22 protein-coding genes and 1 other annotated feature are annotated in these 22,134 nt (G+C 47.4%); of the genes, 21 read left to right on the top strand and 1 reads right to left on the bottom strand.

The window, feature by feature from the left end:
• The first annotated feature begins 87 nt into the window (after nt 1–87).
• From spoVAC to leuS, 17 genes are all read left to right on the top strand, one after another.
• Entirely contained in the window at nt 88–591 is a 504-nt protein-coding gene (spoVAC, locus tag AB4111_RS17075) for a stage V sporulation protein AC (protein ID WP_442032469.1), read from the top strand.
• Complete coding sequence (spoVAD, locus tag AB4111_RS17070; RefSeq protein WP_442032468.1) at nt 588–1,604, top strand: stage V sporulation protein AD; 1,017 nt, start codon at nt 588–590, stop codon at nt 1,602–1,604. The genes spoVAC and spoVAD overlap by 4 nt, the downstream gene beginning before the upstream one ends.
• Nucleotides 1,605–1,609: 5 nt before the next feature.
• A complete protein-coding gene (spoVAE, locus tag AB4111_RS17065; RefSeq protein ID WP_091028336.1) occupies nt 1,610–1,960 on the top strand; it encodes a stage V sporulation protein AE in 351 nt (116 codons plus the stop codon).
• A gap of 209 nt (nt 1,961–2,169) precedes the next feature.
• Nucleotides 2,170–3,126, top strand: a complete 957-nt coding sequence (locus AB4111_RS17060) for an AAA family ATPase (RefSeq protein WP_253439472.1) — start codon at nt 2,170–2,172, stop codon at nt 3,124–3,126.
• Nucleotides 3,127–3,129: 3 nt separating this feature from the next.
• Nucleotides 3,130–4,377: a DUF58 domain-containing protein gene (locus tag AB4111_RS17055; RefSeq protein ID WP_253439470.1), complete on the top strand. Its 1,248-nt coding sequence runs from the start codon at nt 3,130–3,132 to the stop codon at nt 4,375–4,377.
• Nucleotides 4,374–6,587: a DUF4129 domain-containing transglutaminase family protein gene (locus AB4111_RS17050; RefSeq protein WP_442032467.1), complete on the top strand. Its 2,214-nt coding sequence runs from the start codon at nt 4,374–4,376 to the stop codon at nt 6,585–6,587. Before AB4111_RS17055 ends, AB4111_RS17050 begins: the two co-directional genes overlap by 4 nt.
• Before the next feature lie 110 nt (nt 6,588–6,697).
• Nucleotides 6,698–7,225 carry a YqeG family HAD IIIA-type phosphatase gene (locus tag AB4111_RS17045; protein WP_036615148.1) on the top strand — a complete coding sequence of 176 codons (528 nt, stop codon included), beginning with the start codon at nt 6,698–6,700 and terminating at the stop codon, nt 7,223–7,225.
• Nucleotides 7,222–8,349: a ribosome biogenesis GTPase YqeH gene (yqeH, locus tag AB4111_RS17040; protein WP_442032466.1), complete on the top strand. Its 1,128-nt coding sequence runs from the start codon at nt 7,222–7,224 to the stop codon at nt 8,347–8,349. The genes AB4111_RS17045 and yqeH overlap by 4 nt, the downstream gene beginning before the upstream one ends.
• A 44-nt stretch (nt 8,350–8,393) precedes the next feature.
• Nucleotides 8,394–9,263 carry a shikimate dehydrogenase gene (aroE, locus tag AB4111_RS17035; RefSeq protein ID WP_442032465.1) on the top strand — a complete coding sequence of 290 codons (870 nt, stop codon included), beginning with the start codon at nt 8,394–8,396 and terminating at the stop codon, nt 9,261–9,263.
• A gap of 302 nt (nt 9,264–9,565) precedes the next feature.
• A complete protein-coding gene (gene yhbY, locus AB4111_RS17030) occupies nt 9,566–9,859 on the top strand; it encodes a ribosome assembly RNA-binding protein YhbY (protein ID WP_063567269.1) in 294 nt (97 codons plus the stop codon).
• Nucleotides 9,860–9,874: 15 nt separating this feature from the next.
• Nucleotides 9,875–10,465, top strand: a complete 591-nt coding sequence (locus AB4111_RS17025; RefSeq protein WP_074095918.1) for a nicotinate-nucleotide adenylyltransferase — start codon at nt 9,875–9,877, stop codon at nt 10,463–10,465.
• Nucleotides 10,449–11,015 (top strand): bis(5'-nucleosyl)-tetraphosphatase (symmetrical) YqeK, encoded by a 567-nt coding sequence (yqeK, locus tag AB4111_RS17020; RefSeq protein ID WP_442032464.1) that lies wholly within the window; start codon nt 10,449–10,451, stop codon nt 11,013–11,015. The genes AB4111_RS17025 and yqeK overlap by 17 nt, the downstream gene beginning before the upstream one ends.
• Before the next feature lie 76 nt (nt 11,016–11,091).
• Nucleotides 11,092–11,439 carry a ribosome silencing factor gene (gene rsfS / locus AB4111_RS17015; protein WP_036615136.1) on the top strand — a complete coding sequence of 116 codons (348 nt, stop codon included), beginning with the start codon at nt 11,092–11,094 and terminating at the stop codon, nt 11,437–11,439.
• A complete protein-coding gene (locus AB4111_RS17010; protein ID WP_442032463.1) occupies nt 11,436–12,341 on the top strand; it encodes a CvfB family protein in 906 nt (301 codons plus the stop codon). Before rsfS ends, AB4111_RS17010 begins: the two co-directional genes overlap by 4 nt.
• A gap of 132 nt (nt 12,342–12,473) precedes the next feature.
• Nucleotides 12,474–13,244, top strand: a complete 771-nt coding sequence (locus AB4111_RS17005; RefSeq protein WP_253439458.1) for a class I SAM-dependent DNA methyltransferase — start codon at nt 12,474–12,476, stop codon at nt 13,242–13,244.
• Between the two features lie 215 nt (nt 13,245–13,459).
• Nucleotides 13,460–14,416 carry a phosphotransferase family protein gene (locus AB4111_RS17000; protein ID WP_442032462.1) on the top strand — a complete coding sequence of 319 codons (957 nt, stop codon included), beginning with the start codon at nt 13,460–13,462 and terminating at the stop codon, nt 14,414–14,416.
• A gap of 111 nt (nt 14,417–14,527) precedes the next feature.
• Nucleotides 14,528–14,798: a binding site (T-box leader), on the top strand.
• A 77-nt stretch (nt 14,799–14,875) separates the two neighbouring features.
• Nucleotides 14,876–17,320, top strand: a complete 2,445-nt coding sequence (gene leuS / locus AB4111_RS16995) for a leucine--tRNA ligase (protein ID WP_253439454.1) — start codon at nt 14,876–14,878, stop codon at nt 17,318–17,320.
• On the opposite strand, the gene comER is transcribed toward leuS, so the two are convergent.
• Complete coding sequence (gene comER, locus AB4111_RS16990) at nt 17,301–18,146, bottom strand: late competence protein ComER (RefSeq protein WP_442032461.1); 846 nt, start codon at nt 18,144–18,146, stop codon at nt 17,301–17,303. The genes leuS and comER overlap by 20 nt on opposite strands.
• 186 nt (nt 18,147–18,332) lie before the next feature.
• Here comER and AB4111_RS16985 point away from each other — a divergent pair, with 186 nt between their 5' ends.
• The 4 genes from AB4111_RS16985 to AB4111_RS16970 all read left to right on the top strand — a co-directional run bounded on the left by AB4111_RS16985 (nt 18,333) and on the right by AB4111_RS16970 (nt 22,071).
• Nucleotides 18,333–18,968, top strand: a complete 636-nt coding sequence (locus AB4111_RS16985) for a ComEA family DNA-binding protein (protein ID WP_442032460.1) — start codon at nt 18,333–18,335, stop codon at nt 18,966–18,968.
• Between the two features lie 39 nt (nt 18,969–19,007).
• Nucleotides 19,008–19,529, top strand: coding sequence for a deoxycytidylate deaminase (locus AB4111_RS16980; RefSeq protein ID WP_442032459.1), 522 nt, complete (start codon nt 19,008–19,010; stop codon nt 19,527–19,529).
• Nucleotides 19,530–19,631: 102 nt separating this feature from the next.
• Nucleotides 19,632–20,591, top strand: coding sequence for a ComEC/Rec2 family competence protein (locus AB4111_RS16975; protein ID WP_442032458.1), 960 nt, complete (start codon nt 19,632–19,634; stop codon nt 20,589–20,591).
• A gap of 496 nt (nt 20,592–21,087) precedes the next feature.
• Nucleotides 21,088–22,071 carry a DUF4238 domain-containing protein gene (locus tag AB4111_RS16970; protein ID WP_442032457.1) on the top strand — a complete coding sequence of 328 codons (984 nt, stop codon included), beginning with the start codon at nt 21,088–21,090 and terminating at the stop codon, nt 22,069–22,071.
• The last annotated feature ends 63 nt before the right edge of the window (nt 22,072–22,134 follow it).

The raw sequence follows: 22,134 nt of genomic DNA, 5'->3' as shown, positions 1-22,134 counted from the left end.
TGATTAACAAACAATGAATATAGGATTACACACATTGGCATTCAGCCGTAGCTTTGAACCATTTTGACATAGAGGAGGTCTTGTATCTTGCCAGCTCAATCTGCATCCGGAAGCGAAAAGAAATCGTCGTCCCTGTCCATGGATGAAAAGGAGTACAAAAAAGTTGCAAAAAAACATGAGCCGCCTCGTCCAATCCTGAAAAACTGCCTCAAGGCATTTTTGGTAGGAGGTACCGTCTGCTTGATTGGACAGGCCATTCAAGAGGCTTTCATGGCCGGTTTCGACATGACATCGAAGGAAGCTTCTAATCCTACGGTGGCGGTCTTGATTCTCATATCGGTTATTCTGACTTGCCTTGGTGTATACGATAAAATGGCTCAATGGGCAGGAGCAGGAACGGCTGTGCCGGTAACCGGATTTGCCAATTCCATGTGCTCTGCTGCACTTGAACATCGTGCTGAAGGGCTGGTACTTGGTGTTGGGGCCAACATGTTTAAACTTGCTGGTTCCGTTATCGTATTCGGTGTCGTGGCAGCCTTTATTGTAGGCATCGTGTACGCCTTTTTGGGATTTGGAGGTGGGCACCTGTGAAGCGATTGGGTCGCCAAACGTGGCAATTTGAGAATCGTCCGCGAATTATCGGCAGGGCGGCAGTAGTAGGACCTGATGAAGGCAAGGGTCCCTTGTCATCTGATTTTGATTACATCTATGACAACCTTGAGATCGGCGAGAAGACGTGGGAGAAGGCAGAACGCAAACTTCTCGAACAGGCCTCCCAGCTAGCTTTGATTAATGCAAATATCACCAAGGAAGAACTTCACTTTTTTGTGGGTGGAGATCTGATGAATCAGATTATCAGCAGTTCCTTTTCCGCGAGAAAATTGGGTGTGCCTTACCTTGGTGTCTTTGGAGCTTGTTCAACTTCTATGGAAACGTTGGCGCTGGCGTCCATGATTGTAGACTCGGGAGCTGGCGATTATGTCCTTGCAGGTACGGTAAGTCACAACTGCACGGTTGAGAAACAATTTCGTTATCCGACTGAATATGGCTCTCAGAAGCCACCTTATGCGCAATATACCGTTACGGGTTCAGGGTGTAGTGTGGTGTCCCGTACGGGTGATGGTCCAGTAGTTACCAAGGCCACCATTGGACGAATCATGGATTTGGGAATCAAAGATCCCTTCAACATGGGTTCAGCGATGGCACCGGCAGCAGCCGACACCCTGATCTCTCATTTCAGGGATACGGGGCTGGAGCCTGGATATTATGATCTCATTGTGACCGGGGATCTGGCTTCTGTCGGTCTGCCAATTACGAAAGAAATTTTGCAAAAAGAAGGCCTTCCCATGGAACAGACGGTATTCAATGATTGTGGCCTGATGATCTATGATCGGGAGAAACAGCCTTATGTTGTTGCCGGGGGAAGTGGCTGCGGGTGTTCTGCCACGGTAACCTACGGTCACATTTTGAATCGGATGCAGAAGGGTGAACTCAAACGGGTGCTCGTGGTTGCTACTGGAGCGCTCTTGTCTCCGCTCTCGTACCAGCAGGGTGAAACTATTCCCTGTATCGCACATGCCGTAGCTATAGAAAAGGAGGGATAAATGAAATGCAGTTCTTGTGGGCATTTATCGTTGGTGGTTTGATCTGTGTTGTAGGACAGCTTCTAATGGATGGTGTCAAGCTTACACCGGCACATACCATGAGTACACTTGTTGTGGCAGGGGCGGTTGCGGATGCACTCGGTCTCTATGATCCATTGGTCAAGTTTGCAGGTGCAGGTGCTTCCGTGCCCATCACAAGTTTCGGTAACTCTTTGGTGCATGGAGCATTGACTGAACTTGAGAAAGAGGGATGGATTGGAGTTATAACCGGGATCTTTGATCTGACAGCGGCGGGAATATCGTCAGCGATCATCTTTTCTTTTCTGGCGGCATTGGTGGTTCGTCCAAAAGGCTAACATCATATGGCAAATTCATTTGAACATAATTTTGATTCACCAAAGGCTTCGGATTACTTCTATCCGGGCCTTTTTTGTCGTATTCATGCGTGAACTGCGGTGAATCTGACGGGTTGGAAACAAATTGTGAGTTCCTTCGAGTGTACTCACGCCCTTGGATCATGTACAATAAAAGGAAATCTGTATGCTTTTTTAGGAGGTTAGACCACATGCCTGTGCGCAAAGAGTCGATCCAAATCATATCCGCAGTTCGTTCGAATCTGGAATCCTGTATTATGGGGAAATCCTTTGAAATTCAACTTTTACTTACAGCTTTGCTTGCAGGCGGGCACGTTCTGATTGAAGACGTACCGGGAACTGGCAAAACGCAGTTGATCAAGGCATTATCGAAATCCATGCGCGGAGAGTACCGACGCATTCAATGTAATCCTGATATTTTACCCAGTGATATTACGGGCGTATCCGTGTTCCACCCGAAGGATGAACGTTTTTATTTCCGTCCAGGTCCCGTGATGACCAACATCTTGCTGGCTGATGAGATTAACCGGGCCACAACGAAAACTCAGTCGGCGTTGCTTGAAGTCATGGAGGAGCGCAGTGTAACCGTGGATGGCGATACGTATGATCTGCCACATCCGTTCATGCTCTGTGCAACTCAGAATCCGATTGATTTTGAAGGCACATACACATTGCCGGAAGCACAATTAGACCGATTTATGTTGAAAATAAGCCTTGGTTATCCGGATAAAGAGATTGAGAAAACCCTGCTGAAAACGCATCAGTCGGGTCAACCTGTTGATCGTCTCGAATCCGTAACCCATATGGACCAGATCTCGGCAATCCAGCAGGAGATCAAGGAAGTCTTTATCGGTGATCCGGTCATGGACTATCTGCTGGATGTTGTTCGCCAAACCCGCTCCCACCCATCTGTATTGCTGGGTGCCAGCCCACGGGCAGCCATATCCTTCATGATGGCGGTAAAAGCCTTTGCTTTCTTACAGGAACGTGATTATGTGCTTCCGGATGATGTGAAGACGATGGCCCCTTATGTGATCTCTCATCGTATTGTGCTTCGTCCCGAATCGAGACTGGACAGTATGAGTTCCGAAGCTGTTCTGAATGCCGTACTGCAGCAAGTGCGCGTGCCCGTCTCCATGGGGCAATAGTTCATGAAGCCGCTTTTGAGTACAGTCAATAAAGGGCTGCGCCACCCACGCGTATGGAGCATCGCAATGGTGTGGATGTGCTGCCTGGCTTATGTTTTGTTTCAGGGCGGGAAGACATCACTTATGTTACTTTCGATGGTGACCCTGCTCTGTGTGTATCTTGCTATCGCTGGATTCAGCGGAGTACGACGTGCTCAGGGAGTGCGTAGGCTATCTTCTGGTCCGGACCATGAAGAACTGCTTCATGCAGGGGATCAGGTTCAAGTACAGTTGAGTCTGACCATTCCGGGATTCCTCCCGCTTCCCTATGTGGTTGTACGTGAAATGCTGCATCGGCATAATGGAGAATCGTGGTCGTTCAAGGAAAGTTTGATTCCCAATATGCGAGGCAATGGCGAGTTGTCATTTCAGACACCGCCTCTTGAGCGGGGGAAGTATGTTTTTTCAGAAACGGAATGTGCCAGTGAGGACATATTTGGACTGATTGAACATCGAGGAAAGTTTAAGGCCAAAGGTGAGTTTCGCGTACTGCCAAGAACGGTATTTATTCCATATTGGCAGCTCTACGACCGCAAATCACGGTTATCCGGTCCTCAGACGGCGTTAACCCGTTCACGAAGAGAGACCACTCAGATCAATGGTGTCCGTGACTACGTTTACGGAGATCGACTTTCCCGCATTCACTGGAATGCAACGGCAAAGACAGGGAACTGGAAGTCCAAGGAGTTTGAACATGAGTCTGTGCCCAAAACCATTCTGGTTCTGGATGCGCTGGCATCAAGTTATGAACATGGGGATGCATTCGAAATTGCCGTGTCCACGGCTGCTTCTCTGCTAGAGTATGGTGCCAGGGAACGAATGGGAATGGGATTGTTGACATTGTCAGACGAGACCTCCTACATGGCCCCCAGTGAAAGTCAGCTGGAACGACAGAAGATGATGCATCATCTGGTAGACATTCAATACAACGGTCAGGATACTCATCTGCTGCCTGGCGTGGAAAAAATCGCACGTCAATTGCCTCAGGGAGCTTACTTTGTTGTGATTTCTCCCCAGAAGGATGAAAAAATATTGGAACTGTTGCGCTGGGCCGATACGCGGGGCATGACGCCATGTCATATTTTGATGGATACCAGTGAATCCCGCCGGAGTGCGGAGTGGAATGCCATGTTGCGTGGAAGAGGCACGAGGTCATTCACTGTTTCTCATTTGCAGGAGCTTCCAACGGTGATGGGGGGAGGTTCTGTATGAGTACAAAAGGAAATGAAAGTGTTGCAGGCAAACGATCCTGGTATCATGCAGCGTCATTGCTCTGGATTTTCCTGATTGGAATGCAGTGGATTTCATTTACGCAGGAAACGTGGTACACGGAGACAACTTCTCTGGTGTTATGGACACTTGCAGCGGTCAGTGTGCTGGAGGTTATTCTGCCCTTCAAAACAATGTATCGGGCGATCATCAAGGCGGTCGTTGTTGGTTACATTTTGCATAAAACGCTGATCGATTATACGGTGTACATCCCTTACGGTTCATTAACGGACCGAGCGGAGCAATTCATATTGCATATGACGCCGTACATCTGGTTCTCCCTGTGTGCATGGGTGATGCTTGAAGCTGCGCTTCGACTCGTGACCACAACACGTCGAATTCTTGTTTTTCTGGGTGTTAACATCATTTCGATGGGGATTCTCGATTCTTTCACTCAGATTCCACTCTGGATTGAAATCGCGTGGGTGATGTTTGCGGGAATGGGATGGCTCGTATGTCAGCATTTCCGTAACTATCAGCTACAGTATCCACAAGGTTGGAAACGAATCATCCGTTATCCTTATAAAGTCCTGGCCAATATTGCCATTATCTTTTCTTTGATTATTGTAGCCAGCGTCAATATGCCGGAGATTCCACCCACCTTGACGGACCCGTATACGGCGTGGCGTAACTATACCGGAACTTCCACAAGTCAGGCTGGTAACGGAAACCTTGATATCCCGGCGGCTACCGAATCGGGATACAGCAGGGAAGACAATCAGCTTGGTGGAGGATTCAACTTCGACTATACCCCTGTCATGTCTGTCACGACCAATGAGCGTAGTTACTGGCGTGGTGAGACACGTGCAGAGTATACAGGCACAGGCTGGGATGACCGTGGACGGGGTGCAACAGAGAATGTTGCAGCCGGACAGCCTCTGGAGAACGTTGAATCCGGAAATGTGAATACCAAACAAGTGACTCAGAACGTAACGATGCTGAATGACAATGTCTATCCGATTCTCTTTGGTGCTTATTCGATCTCGGAAGTGAGCTCGATTAATGGTGAGGACAGAACAGAACGGATGTTGTGGAATGCAGAACAGGCTGAACTACATGTGGTGACAAACCGTCAGCAACCGCAGTATCCGAAGACGTACACCATTGTCTCTGAAGCGCCTGTAATTGTGGAAGATGAGCTTCGTACAAAGTCTTTTGAAGATCTGTATAACAGTAACCCCGCAGATGATATGTACTTGCAGTTACCATCCCGTTTCCCTGACAGGGTTTCGAATCTGGCAGCCGAGATAACGGCATCTGCTAATACTCCGTATGAAAAAGTGGCATTACTGCAAAACTATCTACAAACTAATTTTGAATACACGAACAATCCGGATTTATCTCGAAAAGTAAGCAGTGACTTTGTGGAAGGCTTCCTGTTTGATATTATGGAAGGCTATTGTGACTACTTCTCCACTGCACTGGTGATGATGGCGCGCTCGGAGGGCATTCCTGCAAGGTGGGTTAAAGGTTATGCGCCTGGACAACTGTCCCTGAATTCGGACATGCAGGCTCCGCGTCAACCCGGTGCGGAGATTGAGACGACCTACACCGTTACCAATGCAGATGCACACTCCTGGGCAGAGGTCTACTTTGGCGAGTATGGCTGGATTCCTGTTGAAGCAACACCGGGCTTTGATATGCCGCTGCTCACGGAACAACCTGATGTACAGCCTGTAGATGAGCCTGAAAAACAGCCAGAAGAGGAGCCGGTCCAAGAGGAAGAGCAGACCCCTGCACCTGAGCAGACATCGTCTGCCATCCCGACATTTGTCATCTGGGCTGCAGGAGCCATCATCGTATTGTGGGTAGCATACATGTTCTGGCGTAATCGTTTCTCCATGAGATTCTTCCTGCTTCGTCTACGTACAGGTGGACCACTCACTCCTGAACAGAAGGTGGTAGCGGAGACTGAGCGTTGGATTCATTATGTGAAACGCAAAGGACTGACCCGGAGCGGAGACGAGACACTTCGTGAATCGGTAGCCCGCTGGAGCCAGGCCAAACCTGCTGCAGAAGCTACATTGTATGAGCTTCTCACGAAGTTTGAACAGACTCGCTACAGTCCGGCGTCCGTAACTGCCGACGACTGGAAGGGCGTCTACCAGACTGCCTTGAAGCTGCGAAAAGAACTGAAAGCGGAACGGGCATAGTTGTTGCCCGTCCCGTTTTTCCTTTTTTCCTATGCCATCAGGCACTGTATGCATTTTCAGGAAAGACGGATTTGTGATATAGTGTGTCGTATGAAACTGAGGTGACTTCTTTGTTTAAAATGTTAATGCCCAAGCTGCGTGTAGACACGGTTTTTGACATTAATCTGGAAGAGCTGTACGCTCAAGGCTACCGTGGAATTATAACTGATCTGGATAACACACTCGTTGGAGCCAAAGCCCCTGACGCTACGCCCGAACTGATTGAATGGTTTGCACGTGTGAAAGAGGCCGGTTTCAAGCTGATGATTGTGTCCAATAACAATTTGAATCGTGTATCCCTGTTTGCGACCCCGCTGGATATCCAGTTTGTGCATAGTGCACGCAAACCATCGAATGTACCGTTTCGTAGAGCAATGAAAATGATGGAGTTATCTCCTGAAAACACGATTGTAGTAGGCGATCAGATGCTTACGGACGTCTATGGAGGGAACCGAATGGGGTTATATACCGTTCTGGTACTGCCAATCTCCATTGGTGACGAAGGATTTATGACCCGCTTCAATCGGCGCGTGGAACGGATTGCTCTAACGAGTTTACGCAGGAAAGGCTTATGGCTTGAGGAGGAAAAGAAGAAATGACAGAACCGCATAACGGCAATCTTGCCGTAAGGTGCAGCGGATGCGGCGTGCATCTGCAAACAGAAAATTCGGAATTACCAGGGTTCATCCCCGAGAAGGCACTGGATCGTGAACCGGTTATATGCCAGCGCTGTTTCCGCATCAAAAACTACAATGAGTCATCATCCGTTACGGTGGATCAGGACGAATTCCTGGCGCTGCTTAGCAAAATCGGGGATAAGGATGCGCTTGTCATCCATATCGTTGATTTGTTTGACTTTGATGGCAGTATTATCTCCGGTCTGCAACGTTTTGTAGGCAACAATCCGGTATTGCTTGCTGTGAACAAAACGGACTTGCTTCCAAAAGTAACCAACTGGAACAAGGTCCGCAACTGGGTGCAGAAGCAAGCCAAAGAACAAGGTTTGCGCACAGTGGATGTCGTCTTGTGCAGTGCGAAGCAAAATCAGGGCTTCGACCGACTGCTTGAGCTTGTGGGAACGTATCGCGAAGATCGTGACGTGTACGTGGTTGGCGGTACCAATGTGGGTAAATCCACACTGATTAACCGTCTGATCCGTGATTACAGCGATCTGGAGCAGGAACTGACCACATCCCGTTATCCGGGAACAACGCTGGATATGGTGAACATTCCGTTGGATGATGGGAAGTATATTATAGATACGCCCGGAATCGTATATCCATGGCGTTTCAGCGAGATTGTTTCACGTAAGGATCTCGCTGCCATCATGCCGGAAAAACCGCTTAAACCGGCTGTCTATCAGTTGAATTCCGGTCAGACGCTGTTCTTCGGCGGCATGGCTCGATTTGACTTTTTGGAAGGTGATCGCCAGTCGTTCACGTGTTTTATCAGCACTGCGCTTGATATTCACCGGACGAAGCTGGAGCGTGCAGATGACCTGTACCGCGATCATCTGGGAGAATTGTTATCTCCGCCAACCCGTGAGAATGCAGCTGAGATGGCTGAATGGACCAGACATGAATTCCGCATCAAACGCGGCAGTCAGTCGGATGTTTTCATCTCTGGTCTGGGCTGGATTAAGGTCAATGGTGATATTGGAGCGCTGGTTGCTGTTCATGCTCCAAAAGGCATTCGTGTACAGATCCGTCCATCATTGATCTAACAAATTCTCAGAACCTGTACATCAGATGGATCGGAGGCGGACCTATGTCTGAGCAGAAAAAGTTCAACCCTTCACTTCCCGTGTTGCTTGGTGTCATGGGTGATCCTATTACTCACTCCAAGTCTCCGGCAATGCACAATGCGGCTCTGCTGGCTGCAGGAGTGAATGGAATGTATATGCCACTGCATGTTCATCCGGATCAACTGGAAACGGCAGTTCGGGGAATTGTGGCACTTGGCTATCGTGGAGTCAATGTCACCATCCCGCACAAAGAACAGGTAATGCAATATCTGGATGTGATCGATGAAAGTGCTCAGCTGATTGGTGCGGTGAATACCATCGTCAATGAAGGTGGAACACTGACAGGGTACAATACGGATGGGATAGGCTATGTCCGATCCCTGAAGGAAGAGGCTGTACCTGAGCTTGCGGGCAAACGTATTGCTGTACTGGGAGCAGGTGGAGCAGCAAGAGGTGTCATATACGCCCTTGCACTGGAGAAGCCTGAGCAGATCCACATTCTGAACCGTACAGCGGACAGGGCTATTGCACTTGCTTCGGATTTACGGGGCCATGGTCTGGGAGAAATCTCGTGCAGTGGCATGGAAGACGTTGCAAGGGTACTGGCTACGGCTGATATCGTTATTAATACAACGTCTGCCGGAATGCATCCGCATGTTGATGACGTACCGGTTGACCCTTCATTGATTCGTGAAGGTGCAGCGGTAAGTGATCTGATTTACAATCCGCTGGAAACCCGTCTGCTTCGGGAGTCACGGATGCGTGGATGTACGGTGCACGGTGGTCTGGGTATGTTTGTATACCAGGGCGCAGTGGCCTTTGAACATTGGCTCGGCATTCCGGCTCCAGTGGAGACGATGAGACGAGCGGTACTAAACAGTTTTGAAGTGTAAATGATATTAAGAGTACATGCAGACGACGAGTGCAGAACCAATCTGAAGAAACGGAGTGGTCGCTTAAAAGCTTTCTGCAAGAAAGCTGCTTCGGAAGCATAGGCTATCACCGGATTTTCCCTTTGTGAAAGGGATCAAAAAAATCTGGGGATAACAGCGATCGGAAGATGGTACTGCAATCGGAGTCACCTTGTGTACTCAGTGATCATTTTCACCATTGAAAAATAATAATTGAACGGTCAGGTCCGGACAGTCTTTGAGCTGTCGAAGGGCCTGCTCAACATAAGGAGTATGGAGTATTCATGTTAAACGGTAAACAAAAGCGCTTTTTGCGGTCACAGGCACATCACCTGACCCCTGTATTTCAGATTGGTAAAGGTGGAACGAATGAACACCTGTTCCGTCACATCGAAGATGCGATTGAGAAGCGCGAATTGATGAAAGTGCAAGTGCTCAACAACAATGACGAGGACAGAAAAGAGATGGCCGAAGAAGTTGCCCGTGAAACGGGTAGTGAGCTTGTACAAGTCATCGGTAACACAATCATCCTGTACAAAGAATCGCGGGATAACAAACAAATCGAACTACCTAGATAAGGGAGCGTGACGCGGGTGAAGATCGGTATCATGGGTGGTACGTTTGATCCGATCCACATGGGACACCTCCTGGCAGCTGAAGCGGCAAGGGATTCGCATGCACTGGATGAAATCTGGTTCATGCCTTCCCATGTTCCACCTCACAAACGTGGCGCCGGAGCTTCGGGACAGCAACGTCTCGATATGACGGAAGCGGCTGTGAAGGGTGTGCAGCAATATGAGGTGCTGGGTATCGAGATGGAACTTGGCGGAGTGTCTTATACCATTGATACGATGAAGGAACTGTGGCGTCGCCATCCTGAACATGAATTTTATTTTATTATCGGGGCGGATATGGTGAACTATCTTCCCAAATGGGAGCAGATTGAAGAACTTGCAGAACGCCTAACCTTTATCGGGGTTGGTCGGCCAGGTTTCCAGTTACATCTGGATGATCTACCAGACGAGTTACAGGATCGGGTCCTGCTGGCCGAGATGCCCTTGGTGGATATTTCATCGACAGCCGTACGCAGACGTCTTGCCAAAGGTCATTCGGTACGTTTCATGATTCCTGATGAGGTGCACCAATACATTGTAAGGAGCGGTTTATATGGGACTAAGCCGTGAGAAACTAATTCAAGCCGTATCCGGGCAAATGCCGGAGAAACGCTGGAAACATACACTTGGCGTGATGGAGTCGGCCGTGATGTTGGCTGAAAAATACGGTGCGGATCCTGTAAAAGCGGATCTGGCAGCGATATTGCATGATGTGGCGAAATACTGGCCGGTAGCGGAGATGGAAGCTGTCATCCGCGATAACGGATTAAACCAGGAACTTCTGCAGCATGACAAACAGCTCTGGCATTCCGAAGTCGGTGCTTTTGTAGCCGAGCGTGATTACGGTGTAGAGGATTCCGAAGTTATTAATGCCATCCGGTGGCATACCTCGGGTCGGGTAGGCATGAGCCTGCTGGACAAAGTGGTATGTCTTGCCGATTACATTGAACCGGGACGAGATTTCCCGGGAGTGGATCACATTCGCGAACAGGCTGAACGTAGTCTGGAGGAAGGTTTAATTGCCGGATTCGATTCGACGATCAGCTTGCTGATTTCGCAGCGCCGTGTTATTTATCCTTTGACCATGCTTTCGCGGAATGACTTGATTGCACAATTATAGAGGTTATTCAAAAAGTCCACTTTTGATTACGAAGGATCTTTTTGAACACACAATTATAGATTATGGAGGTTGGTTCATGACAGTATCATCGAAAGAACTTATGAATATGGCGGTTGCTGCCGCTGACGACAAAAAGGCATCCAATATTGTAGCGTTGGATCTAATTAATGTTTCCCTGGTGGCAGATTATTTTGTTATTTGTCACGGGAATTCCGATACACAGGTACAGGCCATTGCCACTGAGATTCGCAAACAGGCTCATGCAGCCGGAGCGACGATCAAAGGTATCGAAGGTATGGATTCCGCACGTTGGGTACTGATGGACATGGGCGACGTTGTTGTTCATATCTTCCACCGCGACGAGCGTGAATACTACAACATTGAGCGTCTATGGTCTGATGCCAAAGTGGTGGAAACTGTATGAGTTTGATTGCTGGAACAGTCGTCTCTTTGCCGGTTTCACGTGAAGTGTCTCCGTTTGGTTTCTTTTTGACGACAGGATCGGAAGATGTACTGCTTCACTACACCGAGTTAACGCGGGATATTAAGATTGGCGAGACGCTTGAAGTATTTGTATTCTTTGATACGGAAGATCGTCTGGCCGTAACGATGAAGAAGCCTTATCTCATGCTTGGCGAAATGGCACGACTGGTTGTGGCTGATGTTCACCCAAGACTGGGTTGTTTCCTGGAAATGGGACTTGGGCGGCAATTGCTGCTTCCTATTCGTGAACTGCCTGAACTGGAAGAACTGCGTCCTCAAGTGGGGGATGAAGTCTTTGTAATCATGGAACATGATAAGCAAGGACGTCTGCGTGCCAAATTGGCCGGGGAACGTGAACTTTCACCATTGGCTTTCCATGCGCCAACTTCATGGTTAAACGAGTGGGTTGAAGCGACGGTATACAAGCCACTGCAGATGGGTACTTTTGTACTTGTAGAGGGCGGTGTACTTGGCTTTGGGGCGATTGGTATGATTCATTCATCTGAACGTAGTCATATGCTGCGTCTTGGTGAGAAAGTGAAATGTCGAGTGACACTGGTACGTGAAGACGGACGTGTGAATCTGGCCATGACTCAGCTCAAACAAGTTGGACGTAACGAAGATGCAGACAAGCTTCTCGCCTTTATGAAAGAGCGTCCTATGGGCGGCATGCCTTACTCGGATGCAACTCCGCCGGATATCATCAAGCAGCGCTTCGGCATCAGTAAGTCTGCGTTCAAGCGTGCCTTGGGTAAATTGATGAAGGACGGATTGGTGGTTCAAAAGGAAAGCTGGACGTATCTGTCCGAATCTGCTCCTGCGAATCAGAATGAAGATAAGTAATTTTCTTGATTGAATATTTCGTAATATGGAACGCGGAGAAGGCAGGGCTAGGCTGGGTAAATACCGGATGCCCCTGCTTTTTCTTTTGTTAGCTCAGGATTGGAAAATGAAATTGAAAGTGCGGTGCCTGACATGTCTTACCGGAAATTTGCCTATGTCTACGATGAATTAATGGAAGATATGCCTTATCCGGACTGGATAAGGTTTGCAAGAACAGCATGGGAAAAACATGGAATGCCCAAAAGTGTCGCTGAACTTGGCTGTGGAACGGGCTCTATTACAATCCCGCTCGTGAACTCCGGTTTCGAAGTTACGGGCATTGACCTGTCAGCAGATATGCTGTCGGTTGCGCGCAGCAAGATGGAGGCTACGCCTCAGGGTCATCGCTTGTATCGGGAAGGCAGCGTACGTTGGGTGCAGCAGGATATGCGAGACTGGCGAGTTCCGGAACCTGTGGATTCGGTGATATCATTCTGTGATTGTGTCAATTATCTGCTCGAACAAGAAGATGTTGTTCGAACCTTCCAGCGGACCTATGAGATGCTGAAGCCTGATGGAACGTTTTTGTTTGATGTGCATCATCCCAATACGCTTATCCGTTATGATGAGGAGCAGCCTTTTGTGCTGGATGAGCGCTCTGTATCTTATATTTGGACTTGTGATTTGGACCAGGATCGCTGTGAAATTGAACATCATCTCAGTATTTTTTCGCGTGTGGATGATGGCAGCAAGGATATGTACCAGCGGTTTGAAGAAGTTCATGTCCAGCGTGCATACAACCCAGACTGGATGAAGCTGGAGTTATCCAAGGCAGGCTTTAGAGATGTGAAGGTATATGCGGATTTTGAATGGAAAGAGGCCGGAGACAGCGCACAGCGCTTGTTCTACGTTGCTGTGAAGTAAGAATGATAGATCAAAACTGTCCCTTATGTTGCATAAGGGCAGTTTTTTTAATTTTCCATAAAGATTAGTTGACTTGTTCCTGTAATCGGGCAAGGAAATGCTAGGAAAGACTCAATAGCGTGACAAAAAGTATTGCCAGCTGAAGTAAAGGAGGCGATAATAGTCGGATGGAAAGCGTTTTCTATGAAAACCAATAGTCGAGGTGAGGTGTAGAAGTGGAAAGTACATATAAAACAAGACTTACGTCAGAACAACTAAATGCCATAATAGACCAGAATTTCTCTGCAAAAATACAGGACTACAAGGAAATGGTGGATGGCTGGGCCAATCATGCATATCTCATTACATTGAGTGACGCACAGCAAGTGGTACTCAAAATTGCCCCTTCAGCTTCGACAAATCTGATGCGCTGTGAACAGGACCTGATGATTGCCGAGGTTGAGGCACTTCGTCTCATCAGCGAGCTGCAGGATGTTCCCGTACCCAAAGTTCTGGTTTATGATGATTCGTTAACCATGGCTTCAGCCCGGTATTTTATCATGGAGTACATGTCTGGAACACCCTATAATCAGGTCAAGGATCAGTATTCTGCGGAAGAGCAGGAAGCCGTTGAACAACAACTGGGGTGTTACAATCGTCGAATTAATGAAATCAAGGGCGAGAAGTTCGGATATTTCTCGGAGCAAAAACAGCGTTATTCCACTTGGAAAGAAGCATTTATGAATCTGATGGATGACATTCTTGCCGATGGGGAAGAAGCCGGGATTACATTTTCGATGGATTACCCTGAATTGAGACGCTTGATTGAAGAGAAATCGGATGTGTTGGATGATGTAAAAGAACCTGTTCTTGTCAGCTGGGATCTATGGGATGGCAATGTTCTAGTAGACAAAGGTCGCATCACAGCGATTATTGATTTTGAACGTTCACTGTGGGCAGACCCTCTGATGGAGCACTTTTTCAGTCATTTTAACTATACACCCGGTTTTGTGAAAGGTTATGGGCATGCGATTACGACTGAAAGTGAGCTAAAAAGAAGAAGTCTGTATGACTTGTACTTTGATCTGGTGCTGCGCATTGAGTGCGCTTATCGTCAATATGATCATCAGGAACATGTGAATTGGACCATTCATAACCTGGAGGAAGGCATTGAGCGTTTTCGGTTATCCTGAACAGCAACCAGCGTTATGAAGGGTACAAACTGTGAGCTTCAAGATGGCGATTATAACATGTAATATTGACTTTGGGCTTGCTTTTTTATATAATGGTCCCGATATTGTATACATATTTCGATGATAAGGATCAGTAGTAATTCCTGTACATAACAGAGAGCCGGCGGTTGGTGCAAGCCGGTTGACAGTGATTTGCGAACTCGCCTTGGAGAAATGCGGTGATTACACCATTTTTGTCTAACCTGCTTAGTAGAAGCTGGAATTCAGGAATGGAAATCCGCATCGGTTAACCGCCGTTACAGGTCCAAAGGGAGTGGATGACGAAGCACGTTCGTCCGCTAACTAGGGTGGTACCACGGGAATTCAACCTCTCGTCCCTAGCGCTGCAAACGCTACGGGATGCTGAGGTTTTTTTGTTGCAATTAAAGCTAAAGCGAATACCTGAAGGAGGAACAATAGATGAGTGAGAATAACCAGCCGAAACACGGCTATCAGCCACAAGTCATGGAAAAAAGTTGGCAGCAATACTGGGATACAAATAAAACGTTTAAAACGGGTGAGGACCCTGCTAAACCGAAATTTTATGCACTGGATATGTTCCCTTATCCATCCGGTTCAGGTCTGCACGTAGGTCACCCCGAAGGATATACGGCAACGGATATCGTTTCCCGTTACAAACGTATGCGCGGTTACAACGTATTGCATCCGATGGGTTGGGATGCTTTCGGTCTGCCTGCTGAGCAGCATGCATTGGATACTGGTGAACATCCACGGCATATTACATTCCGCAATATTGACAATTTCCGTCGCCAGATCAAGTCGCTTGGTTTCTCCTATGACTGGGATCGTGAGATCAGCACAACGGACCCTGAGTACTATAAATGGACACAATGGATCTTTATCCAGTTGTACAATAAGGGCCTCGCTTATGTGGATGAAGTCGCAGTTAACTGGTGCGAAGCACTTGGAACGGTACTGGCTAATGAAGAGGTTATTGATGGCAAGAGTGAACGTGGTGGACATCCGGTTGTACGTAAACCGATGCGTCAGTGGGTCCTGAGAATTACCGAGTATGCAGAGCGTCTGTTGGAAGACCTGGAAGAGCTGGATTGGTCTGAAAGCATCAAGGATATGCAGCGTAACTGGATCGGTAAATCGACAGGTGCAGAAGTTGTTTTTGCCATTGAAGGTCGTGAGGAAGTTATTAAGGTGTTCACTACCCGTGCGGACACATTGTTCGGTGCAAGCTTTGCAGTACTTGCTCCGGAACATGAATTGGTAGAAGCAATTACAACGGATGACCAACGTGAAGCTATTCAGGCTTATCAGGAACAGGCTTCTCGTAAGAGTGATCTGGAACGTACGGATTTGGCGAAAGACAAAACAGGTGTATTCACTGGCGCTTATGCAATCAATCCCGTTAATGGTGCAAAACTGCCGATCTGGATCGCTGATTACGTTCTTGCAGGTTACGGTACAGGTGCGGTTATGGCTGTTCCGGGTCATGATGCACGTGACTGGGAATTTGCGAAGCAGTTCGGTCTGGATATCATCGAGGTTATTCAGGGTGGCGACGTTACACAAGAGGCATATTCCGGTGATGGCGCGCATGTGAATTCCGATTTCCTGAACGGACTGAACAATGAAGAAGCGGTTGCCAAGATGATTGCTTGGCTGGAAGAGAACGGTAAAGGACAAGGGAAAGTGACCTATCGTCTGCGTGATTGGCTGTTCAGCCGTCAGCGTTACTGGGGTGAGCCAATTCCGATTCTGCATCTGGAAGACGGAACGATGAAGACCGTACCGGAGGATCAGCTTCCACTGCTGCTGCCTGATATCGATCAGATCAAACCTTCGGGTACTGGAGAATCACCACTGGCGAATGTTACGGAGTGGGTGAATACGGTAGATCCGGAAACGGGAATGAAGGCACGTCGTGAGACCAACACCATGCCACAATGGGCGGGTAGCTGCTGGTATTACCTGCGCTTTATCGATCCGCACAATGACAAGGAACTGATCTCCAAGGAGAAACAGCAGCAGTGGCTGCCGGTGGATCTGTACATTGGCGGAGCAGAGCACGCGGTGCTTCACTTGCTGTACGCTCGTTTCTGGCACAAAGTGCTGTATGATCTGGGTGTAGTGGATACAAAAGAGCCGTTCCACAAACTGGTGAACCAAGGTATGATTCTGGGCACGAATAATGAGAAAATGAGTAAATCCCGTGGTAATGTCATTAACCCGGATGAAATCGTGAATGAATTCGGTGCAGATACATTGCGTCTGTACGAGATGTTCATGGGACCATTGGAAGCGACAAAACCGTGGAATGCTAACGGGGTTGAAGGCATGCACCGCTTCCTGTCACGTGTATGGCGTCTATTCATTAACGAAGACACAGGAGCCATCAATGACAAGATTACGGTGGACGGTGGAACGGATGAGTTCAAGCGAACTGCTCACAAAACGATCAAAAAAGTGACGGAAGATCTGGAACACCTGCGCTTCAACACATCCATCAGCCAGCTGATGATTTTCATCAACGATGCATACAAAGCCGATACATTGCCTCGTGAAGCAATGGAGAACTTTGTGCAACTGTTGTCACCACTGGCACCGCATATGGCAGAGGAGCTGTGGAGCCGTTTGGGTCATGAAGGTGGAATCTCTTACGTGGCTTGGCCTGAATATGATGAGTCCATGACAGTGGATGCAGAAGTAGAAATCGTTGTTCAGGTAAACGGTAAAATCGTAACTCGTGCTACGATCGCGAAGGATCTGGATGCACAGGGGATGCAGGACTTTACGATGGAGCTGGCACCTGTTAAGCAGGCGCTGGAAGGCAAGACCATTCGCAAGGTCATTGCCGTTCCAGGCAAACTCGTTAATATTGTTGCCGGTTAATCTCACCGGCTCGGAATAGTTCATCCAGCTTTAATAAATCTTCATCATATTTGTCATGTGTTGTGCGGATCAGGCTGTCGAAAACACCGTCGAGACTAACCTTCAGCAGTGCAAGTGCCTGAGCGGTAATACCGCCAGGTACAGCGACACGAGCTTGAAGCTCTTGCGGCGTGTATCCTCCTTCGGTGAGCAGCTTGCCTGTTCCCAGAAGCATTTCGCCAGCCAGAGCGCAGGCATCTGCCCTTTTGATGCCTGTCAGCTTCACGGCACTTTCGATCCACTGTTCCAAAAAGAACGATATGAATGCAGGTCCGCAGCTGGAGAAGTCGGATGTGATTCGTGTACAGGCTTCGTCCACTTGGTACGGCCTGCCTATATGACTAAGAAGACTTTCCAACACAGCGCGGTCTTCACTGGTCATTCGTTCGCCGTGTATACACAGGGACGCGCCGCTGCCAACCTGGTGTGTGACGCTGGGAATAACCTTGGAGACTTTGCAAGGAAGTGAAGATTCCAGATGGCGCAGCTGCACGGGACTGGTGATCGAGACAATTATATGATTGGGATTCACGACAGGCAGGATGTCGTCAATGACATGTTTGAATTCAAGCGGCTTCACGCACAGGAAGATGATATTACTTCGGATCACCGTTTCCCGATTGCTCTGGGATTCATGCAGACCGGGGTAACGGAGGGATAACTGTCGTACTTTGGACGGGGTTCGATTGCTGGCCGCGATCTGACGGGGCTCGAGTGCACCCGATTGAATCAGGGCATAGATCAGCAGGCTGCCCATGCTGCCGGTTCCGATAAATCCAACCTTCATTGTTTCAGGCCTCCTTTCATGCTTTACGGTACTGGCGCAGTTCATTCCCTCTATTCTATGCGTGTGGACCTGGTTCACATGACATCAAAAATACACAACTTGTTTCATCAAGGAATTTTAACGGTTCGGAAGCACCGCCCGTGTTCGGAATGAATGATTTTGAATTAAGGGAGAGGTGTGGAAGAAATGAGATGGAACAAAGGAATGACCATTGCTGCTGCGGTGGTTGGAAGTATACTCATATTATGGTCGGGCAAAAGTGAACAACCACCTAGTGGCTGGGAACCCTTGCAGCTCGGCACCGAGAAGCCGACGATAGAGCAGGAACTCCCTGCTGTACAGTCGGCTACTTCGGTTCAGGGCAATACAGGAACATCTTCGGGAACGGATGCAAATGGGATGCAGACTGGGAACGATGCAAAGCCAGGAGAGTCTAAAGAGATCTTGAGTGGTGCAGTTGAAGGTGATCCAGTAGCCCAAACTCCAAATCAGACGAACGATATTCCATTGGTTACTGCTGCTTCGACTGAACCGGTAGTGCGAGATACGAAATCCAATCCTCCGGTTACCTCCGAGACGGCATCAAGTAGTAATTCATCTATAGTTCGTGAGGAAGCAAGCGATAATGGCAAGATTGATGTGAATACTGCATCTGTCTCCAAGCTTACAGAGCTTCCTGGAATCGGGGAGAAGAAGGCTCAGGCTATTGTGGACTATCGGAATACACATGGTCCTTTTGCGAAAGTTAGTGATCTGACAAAGGTCAAAGGAATCGGAATGAAGATGCTGGAGAAGATGGCACCGTATGTGCAGATCCGGTAATATGAGAATAAAAAATGTGTTGAGCGGGAGGAAAGCAGCATGAGTACAGTAGAGGTACGCAAGGACTGGGATACGTATTTTATGGACATCGCGTATATGGTTTCCACCCGTTCCCGCTGTTCGCGTCGTCATGTGGGTGCCGTGCTAGTTCAGGGAAAGAAACTGCTGGGAACAGCCTATAATGGCGCACCCACAGGCGTCCCGGACTGTTCTGAAGCAGGTTGCATGATATCGGAAGAATACGAGTTGGTCGTGACCGAGGGGTTAGAAGAAATGGTTAAAAAGCAACGTTGCATTCGCACAATCCATGCGGAGCAAAATTTGCTTTTATTCACAGATCGAATCGACCGCGAAGGCTCGTCTGTGTATGTGACCGATGAACCTTGCTGGACATGTGCCAATATGCTGGCGAATAGTGGTATTACAGAAATCGTGTTTCATCGTTCTTATCCTAAAGATACCGGCAAGGTTACGAATATGATGGAACAGAAGGGCATAACGTTCCGCAGGCTGGAGAATTACCAGCCCCCGCGGGAAACGATGATGACTGTGAGCAATTAATATGAATAGGATTTAATACGCGAGGAAGAACCTCCGGCAAGCCTGAACTGGCTTTCCGGGGGTTTTTCTGCGTTCAACGGGTGACATGAAGGAGGGAGACGGATGAAAGGCAGACCTTTGTTGACTTTTACGATTTGCTGGTTATGCGGTAGCGGGATGGCCTGCGCGTTAACAGGCTGGACGTTAATCTGGGGAATGATTGGAATGCTGGCATGTCTGCCACTTCTACTTCGTTTCATAGATATACGTGGGTGGTCTATTTTATTTTTACTCGCTGCCTTTATTGGAGGTGCTGCACATTGGGATTGGAATGACGCACGCAATCATAGCGGACTGCCCGAGACTACCCATATCGCTACTAAAGAGTTTGACGGTTTGGTAGCCGAAATTCAGGGTGAGCTTGTGTCAGATGTACGTATTGATGGAGATCGGGCTGACTTTAAGATGCAGATGTCTGCAATATTGCCCTTATCGGATTCATCAGCAGATACAGATCTGGCAGCATCATCAGCATTCCAAATAGATGAACAATTGATGGTACAAGTTAGACTATTAGAGGAAGAAGAGCAACAGGTAGCAGCGGACTGGAAGAGGGGCGATGCAATCACGCTTAATGGTTCATTTGCCCTTCCTGGCGAAGCAAGGAACTTTGGCGGGTTTGATTATCGCAGTTATTTGCGAACCCTGCATATCCACTGGTTGTTCAAAGTGAAGGGAGCCGGCTCGGTTACAGCTACGCCTCCAGAGGGGGTTGGACAATTTAACGTACTACGGTGGACGGATTGGACGAGGCATACGTTGGGTTCGGCGGTCGAGCAGTTATTTCCTGAGCCCCATGCAGGGTATATGAAGGGCCTGATTATCGGGATGGCTAATGATATTGATCCAGGTACCTATGGTCAGTTTTCACAACTGGGTCTAACGCATATCCTGGCGATCTCCGGAACTCATGTCGCTGTATATGTAGCCTCTCTTCTCCTTATTTTATCCTGGTTAAAGCTTACCAGAGAGACGGCACTCACGATTGTTCTGACCCTGGTGCCAGCTTATGTACTGTTGTAGGTCACCACACGAAATGATAATAGCTCCATAGGAAATGATAAAAAAAACAGCGCAAAGCCTTATAAATCAAGGGCGATTCCCACATGAAATGATAAAACGTATATTTAAGAACTAATGTTCCTGTTTTTGAAAAACCATTATCACCATTCATTTTGATAAACGCCGAATTATGGCGTTTTTGCTTCTTATCATTACCATGGAAATGATAATGGTCAAAGAGTCACTGAAATTCTCACATTTAATGATAAAATATCCATAGTAAATGATAATGAACACTCGAAAAAAGCTTGATACCTCAAGCTTTTTCTTTAATTAATGATAAACAGCGATCTGAATTCTCTTATTTGTTGATAAGCAGGAATATCTGATAAATGAACCTTATGTAGATTTAAGAAGTCGTCGGTAAGGAAAATGTTGATAATTCTTACAGAACCTATTGACAATAGCGGAACAAACAGCTTACGTTCTTCGTAACAAAGAATATGGAGGAAAGTACATGACGTCTAACAAAGTAATCAACCAGCATACCGTATCCCAAAGCTATCTTCGTTTTTTTGCTAATAAGCAAGAACAGACTTATGTTTTTGATAAGTTGCAGAGTAAAGCCTTCCCTACTCATATTCGTAACGTTGCAAGTGGAAGGTATTTCTACGATTTTCCCGAAGGGATTTCACCAGATGAAGAAGTGAAACTTCCGGATCAATTTATAGAGAAGCTTTTCTCCGAAATCGAAGGGGAGTACCCAAAGAAGATAAGAAAAATAATCTCATCGTACTACATGTCGCATCCCGAAAAAGTATACACACTTCCCGTCTTTAGCGGGGATGATAAATTGGAGATGGCAGAACTAATGGCTCTCCAAATCCTTCGAACGAAAGAATATAGAGCTGGCATTATAGAACTATATGAAAAATTTAATAAGTCTCTGCTGGATGAATTTATACAGGAAGAAGATCCCGATTTCGATCATAATAGTTATGAATTGAAATTCAATGACGAGTTTTCATCAGTACTACATGCAACGCAACTGTTGAATCCAGAGTTCATAGATAACATGGCTCAGATATTGGAGAAACATATTTGGTTAGTTTTGGTGAATAAAACTGAGTTGCCTTTCTATACTTCTGATACTCCGGTTGTAAAGCGAGCTAACATTGAGAATGAATTCATTAGCTACGGGGGATATGCTTCAGAGGGAATTGAGATTCATTATCCACTGAATAGTAAATTCACATTATCTTTGGTAGAGAGAAGTCATTTTAAAGACTTAGAATCAAAGGAGAATTGCTTTATTCCTTTAGACGACGTTGAAACGATAAAATATCAAAATAGTCTGCAAATATCGCAAGCTTATCGCCAGGTATTTTGCGCTGAAAACAAATTTGATATGGCGTTTGATTTCTGTAGAGAGTATCCAGATATCTGCAATGATAAAAATCAACAACGTGTAGATGTACATGCTTTTGGACGAAAGTATTGAGATGAATGCGAATGATCTTAGAATGTGGTTTGTTTTCCTTGAAAAAGAGAGACGGCTGTGTAC

The sequence above is a fragment of the Paenibacillus sp. 2KB_22 genome, assembly GCF_052115745.1.
Lineage (GTDB): Bacteria > Bacillota > Bacilli > Paenibacillales > Paenibacillaceae > Paenibacillus.
The sequence above is the reverse complement of the archived record's forward strand: the minus strand, read 5'-3'. Positions and strand labels throughout refer to the sequence as shown.